The organism is uncultured Granulicatella sp. (genome assembly GCF_963515095.1).
In the GTDB taxonomy this organism is placed as follows: Bacteria; Bacillota; Bacilli; order Lactobacillales; family Aerococcaceae; genus Granulicatella.
The window spans coordinates 1-4184 of the sequence record NZ_CAUPXD010000056.1; the positions used below are offsets into that span (position 1 = coordinate 1).

Annotated in this window: 8 protein-coding genes; all 8 read right to left on the bottom strand. The window is 32.3% G+C overall.

Annotated elements, in window-relative coordinates:
- Positions 1–100 precede the first annotated feature (100 nt).
- The 8 genes from RWL86_RS08240 to acpS all read right to left on the bottom strand — a co-directional run bounded on the left by RWL86_RS08240 (position 101) and on the right by acpS (position 4039).
- Complete coding sequence (locus tag RWL86_RS08240) at positions 101–427, bottom strand: hypothetical protein (protein ID WP_314078752.1); 327 nt, start codon at positions 425–427, stop codon at positions 101–103.
- 56 nt (positions 428–483) lie between these two features.
- Positions 484–726, bottom strand: a complete 243-nt coding sequence (locus tag RWL86_RS08245) for a hypothetical protein (protein WP_314078754.1) — start codon at positions 724–726, stop codon at positions 484–486.
- A 195-nt stretch (positions 727–921) separates the two neighbouring features.
- A complete protein-coding gene (locus RWL86_RS08250; RefSeq protein WP_314078757.1) occupies positions 922–1257 on the bottom strand; it encodes a hypothetical protein in 336 nt (111 codons plus the stop codon).
- Positions 1258–1492: 235 nt separating this feature from the next.
- Complete coding sequence (gene relB, locus RWL86_RS08255; RefSeq protein WP_314078759.1) at positions 1493–1714, bottom strand: type II toxin-antitoxin system RelB family antitoxin; 222 nt, start codon at positions 1712–1714, stop codon at positions 1493–1495.
- A gap of 55 nt (positions 1715–1769) precedes the next feature.
- Entirely contained in the window at positions 1770–2108 is a 339-nt protein-coding gene (locus tag RWL86_RS08260; protein ID WP_314078761.1) for a hypothetical protein, read from the bottom strand.
- 74 nt (positions 2109–2182) lie between these two features.
- On the bottom strand, positions 2183–2521 hold the full coding sequence (locus RWL86_RS08265; protein ID WP_314078764.1) for a type II toxin-antitoxin system PemK/MazF family toxin: 339 nt from the start codon (positions 2519–2521) through the stop codon (positions 2183–2185).
- A gap of 18 nt (positions 2522–2539) precedes the next feature.
- Positions 2540–3655 carry an alanine racemase gene (gene alr / locus RWL86_RS08270; protein WP_314078767.1) on the bottom strand — a complete coding sequence of 372 codons (1116 nt, stop codon included), beginning with the start codon at positions 3653–3655 and terminating at the stop codon, positions 2540–2542.
- Positions 3656–3673: 18 nt separating this feature from the next.
- Positions 3674–4039 carry a holo-ACP synthase gene (acpS, locus tag RWL86_RS08275; protein ID WP_314078769.1) on the bottom strand — a complete coding sequence of 122 codons (366 nt, stop codon included), beginning with the start codon at positions 4037–4039 and terminating at the stop codon, positions 3674–3676.
- Between the last annotated feature and the right edge of the window lie 145 nt (positions 4040–4184).

Consider the following 4184-nt stretch of genomic DNA (forward strand, 5'->3'; position numbering starts at 1 on the left):
TGCATGTAAAAAATCCTGTCGGTGATTTCTCACCAACAGGATTTGTCGAACAACCATGATTGTTAAGTATTTGTTCCAGATGAAAAAATTATTAAATGATTTAATTTCTAGTCATACTTATTATTTCTTTTAAACTTGGTTTAGTTCTTGCAATCCTATTCCATGAGTTCATTTTTACAAAAGTACCTAAATAGATGCCATTTATTTTAGGCATTTTTGGAGAAAGTTTATATTTTTTTCTAATTTCATCTTTATGTTCCATTACATACTGGTTACGAGGTAGACAGTAGAAAATACCCTCACCAAAATAACTCAAATCTTCATCAGATATTTCGATAAGTTCTTCAGGGGGTACATAAATCGCTCTATTAACTCTATCTTTTCCGCTAGCAAAAATTCTATCTATAAACTCTTTATCAAATCCCATTTTCTAAAACCTCCAAAACATTATTAGCACCTAGTGTTAACTAAATAGTTTGAGAATTAGTTAAACAAGACTTCTTTATCAATCAATTCGTCATCCGTATAATCAATTGTAAAAGTGTCTTGTTTTAGGATAGATTTTGGAGGTATTGATTTTAAAAATGGAATACTGTGAACTTTGTATTTTTTACCTCCAATCTCCACAAATTGATTAATTCTCAAATATGAAAAATCAGGATTTTCAACAGTGATAGAAACAAGACGGTTTGGGATTTTATAAACATCTATAATCTTATTTTTCATGTTTCTTCAACTCCTTTAATTCCTGCTTATAGTTTTCTAGAACAATTTGTATTTGTTTTTGTTCAGATTTTGGAATATTATACTCTTTCTCTACAGTTATTAATTACTCTTAAACTTCTATTTCTGCTAACAATTCACACTCTCGACTATCTGTAATCAAGCTATCTTTAAATCATTTAGAATGACATAATTCCTCTAACTGCTTTCTTTTTTTGCTATTTCAATTATTTCTTTTAAACTTGGTTTGATTTTTCCAATTCTACCCCATGAACTCACTTTTAAAAATGTTGGTAAATAGATCCCATCTATTTTAGGCATGTTTGGAGAAAGGTTATATTTTCTTCTAATTTCATCTTTATGCTCCATTACATACTGGTTCCGAGGTAGACAATAGAAAATACCTTCACCAAAACAACTCAAATCTTCATCTGATATTTCAATAAGTTCTTCAGGCTTTACATAAATTCCTCTATTAACTCTATCTCTCCCGCTAGTAAATACCTTATCTATAAAATCTCTATCAAATCCCATTTTCTAACAGCTCCAAAGCATAAAAATCATAATCAATCACTCAATTACTAATCATAATTGTATATAGATGCAGTTAATGAAAAAGCTTTTTGACTGGTTTGAAAAAATCGAACCAAACAAAAAGCCGAATTAGTTTTACTCCGTAATTATATCAAAGAAAAAAATGAAATACAATTAGAAAACAACCGTCTACGAAGTCCACTTCTACCATTAGAGCGAGAGATAAAAAATACCCCTATACTCCTAATTCATCCATAACTTCTTCCACATCAAAAAGCTCCAGCCTACCCTTTGCTTTTTCTTTTTCATATTTAGCAATTGTGTTTAAATCATGCTCTAATTCAATCTTTTCCAATAATGCTCGTTTAAATAAAGTGGACAAATCTACTCCTGTAAATTCAGCGTAATTTTTGAAGAGTTGTTCCTCTTCTTCACTCAGATGTATGGATACTATCATCTGTCTATTCCTCACTTTCGCAGAATCTATCGTTTCCACCCATATTTTTCCAATTTTACAACTCTTCTTCACTTTGACGATAGCCAATTTGCAACTCATCCTTATACTCTTCGCAAATTGTTTGATAATCATATTCAGATAAGCTAGCGATAAATAAGTCATAGTCCAAATTTAAGTGGTCTGCTTCAAAGCTTTCTTTCCAAATTTCAAATTCTCTATCAAATGGTAATGTACTCTTCCATTCATCTTCATCTGAGAAGCAATGTTCTGAAATAAAATGTGCTAATGCTTTGTAAGAATCAAAACAATAATAATCGTTCACCATTGGGAATGCTACTTCTAATGATTCATTTCCTTGTTTTACTTGATTACGATGTACATATAATTGACTCATATTAAATCCCTCTTTTTTCTTATATTATTTTACAATTCAAACTATATACGAAATACTAATTTTCATCTATACTTTTAAATTCCAAAACTAATTCTGAGTCCTTCATTTACTTTTTCCATAAAGGCATCATCGACTTCTGTTATTTTTTCAATTAATCGCACTTTATCAATGGTACGAACTTGTTCTAATAAAACAGTAGATTCCTTACTAAATTGAAATTGATCTTTTTGAAATTCAATATGCGTTGGTAAATTTGCTTTTTCATGTTTTGCCGTAATAGCAGCGACAATTACCGTCGTACTAAAATGATTCCCAACATCATTTTGAACAATTAGAACGGGACGTTTTCCTCCCTGTTCACTTCCTACTACAGGAGATAAGTCCGCTAAATATACTTCTCCTCTTTTTACCATTTATCTTTCTCCTAATCATCATTTATAACTTCTTGGCACACGATCACTAATTACACAAAGTGATTCATATGAAATTGTGTGGCTTCTATGAGACAATTCTTCTGCTGTAATGCACTCATTACCATTTTTTCCTAATAAAGTTACCTTTGTTCCAACAGGCATTTCATAAGGAAGACGAATCATACATTGATCCATACAAACTCGTCCAACAATCGGACATCTTACTCCTGAAACAATGACTTCACCAGGAGCATACGCACGAAGATAGCCATCAGCATATCCTACTGGTAATGTAGCAATCCATTCATCTTCACTACAAGTATAGGTAGCTCCATAACTAATCGTATCCCCTGCATGTAATTGTTTTACAAAAACAATCTCTGTTTCCCAAGTTAATGCTTCTTCTAATGTTAATGTATCAGGAAGTCTTAACCCTCCATTAGAAGGATTTAATCCATACAAGCCAATCCCCCAGCGAATGACATTTGTTGTTAATCCTTCATGCCAAATAGCCGCAGCTGAATTTGAACAATGAACATAAGTTGGACGTTGTTCTAAAGCTTCCACACACTCGTTAAAAGCTATCAATTGGTATTCAAACTGACTCGTATCTGCTTCATCAGCAGTCGCAAAATGAGTAAAGATACCTTCAAAAATAAATTGCTCATCATATTCTCTTAGAAATTGTTCTATCTCTTGAACTTGCTCTGGTGTTCGAACTCCAATTCTTCCCATTCCTGTATCAATCGCTAGATGCACAATCAGTTTCTTTCCATCTGGAATTAGAGTCTGAGCTTTTTCTAACCAATCTAAAGAGCTCACTGTAGTAGATATACGATAATCACAGATGATTGGTACATCTTCTAATCGGCTAATTCCTAATATTAGAATCGGTTCTTGGAATCCTTCTTGTCTTAATTGAATCGCTTCATCTAATAATGCCACACAAAATCCTGCAACTCCTTCTTCATGAGCCACTTTAGCAACTTCCAGCATTCCATGTCCATAAGCATTTGCCTTTACTACTGCAAAAATATCTGTATTGGGATAATGATCTTTAACAGCTTTAATATTTTGTTTAATTGCATTTAAATGAACGATTACACGTGTATTCCTATGAATTGCAGGAAACATATCTTCACTTTCCTTCTTCTATATTTGGGGAGTCTCTTCTAATATAACGACAGCATACGCATCATGATTTGTATGCGTAATACTGATATGTTTTTGATAATGGTGTGGAGCAGTTAATACTGGTTGTCCAGTCTCAGCATTTAGAATTTCAATCTCTTGAAAAGACACAGCTTTCCCTATTCCAGTGCCTAACGCTTTAGAATACGCTTCTTTTGCTGCGAATCTTCCAGCTAAGTATTCAACTTTTCTTTTCATCCCTAAAGTTTCATACACAGAATATTCCATTGGAGTTAATACTCGTTGAATGAAAGATGAATCTTGTACTACAATTTTTTCAATTCGTGATAATTCAATTGCATCCATTCCGACACCAATAATTGCCATTTCAATTCTCCCTTTAAAAACATAATGTACTCTTTATTGTATCAAATGAAAGCACATTTGTCAGAATTTTTTACTAATCTTTAGTAAATTGGTTCTATAATTTATAGGGTTGATGGAGAAAATCCACCAACCCTATTTTAGTGTA